General features: G+C 52.5%; 1 protein-coding gene and 1 pseudogene. Both read left to right on the top strand.

All coding sequences use genetic code 11. The features are described from left to right. A pseudogene (locus tag B7Y67_RS19355) lies at positions 1-392 on the top strand (hypothetical protein); the annotation flags it as partial. Positions 393-402: 10 nt separating this feature from the next. After that, positions 403-618, top strand: coding sequence for a hypothetical protein (locus B7Y67_RS19350; RefSeq protein ID WP_293600025.1), 216 nt, complete (start codon positions 403-405; stop codon positions 616-618). The last annotated feature ends 395 nt before the right edge of the window (positions 619-1,013 follow it).

Genomic DNA, 1,013 nt, shown 5'->3' with positions numbered 1-1,013 from the left:
CAGCAGGCCCCGTGGCTTCGTTTATACTTGATCCAATTGCCGTACTGACGACCTTTAAAGCGGTCGTGCTTGAGGGCGTTGAGGTAGTCTTCATCGTCATCGCAGTAGGTGCCGCAGGAGATTTATTAGTACCGGCGAGCATCGGCGCGGCGGTGGCCGGCATCCTTGTGATCATACTTGGCCTTACACTGCACCGACCGCTCGCTCGGGTGCCTGAGAATGCGCTTAAGTTCGCCGTCGGCGTATTGATCTCCGCCTTCGGAATTTTTTGGATCGGCGAAGGCCTTGGCCTCCATTGGCCGGGTAACGACTTTGCAATCGTTGGGATGGTTGCGCTGCTCCTAATCACCGCATTGGGTGCAGTCCGCCTTGTCCGCAATCCATCGGCCTAAACGGTAAGAGATGCAGCATGAAAATACTGCTAACGATTCTGCGCGAGCTTTGGAGCTTGTTTATCGACGATGGAAGCTTGGCTCTAGCGCTCGTTCTTTGGTGCATCGGTGCTGGGCTGATCTTGCCCCGCACGGTTTCCTTCGGCGACTGGAATGCGCCCGTATTTTTCCTTGGATGCATACTGATTTTGCTGGCGAACGTAGCGTTGGCGGCACGCGCGTTTAGGAGCCGATGAAATTTATTGCGAAGCAGTCGCCGGCGGCGATGTGAGCACCGCAGCACTTAAAACAGCAATTCACACCGGATTTTAGGGAGGTCATGATGAGGTACCTAAAACTGGTAATAAAATGTATCGCAGGTCAGTCTGACGATAAAAGATCCTGTAAATGGTCAGGCGATCGGAGCGGTTACAGTCGGCATCGACGTGGACAAATTGCCGAAGTGACGATTTGAATCGGGAAGTGAAGGGCGCGTTGGTGTCCTTCACTTCTTTTCGCGACGGGGACACGATTATTTTTGTCTGCAATACGTTGCAATACTTCTGCCAATGTAAATATGGCAGATTGTTTCCATAGAGATCGAGGAAAATTGCAAAATCATGCGTCGGAGGTCACGGGCAG

This window comes from Polynucleobacter sp. 35-46-11, from assembly GCF_002281105.1.
This window is presented reverse-complemented; position numbering and strand designations above follow the sequence as displayed.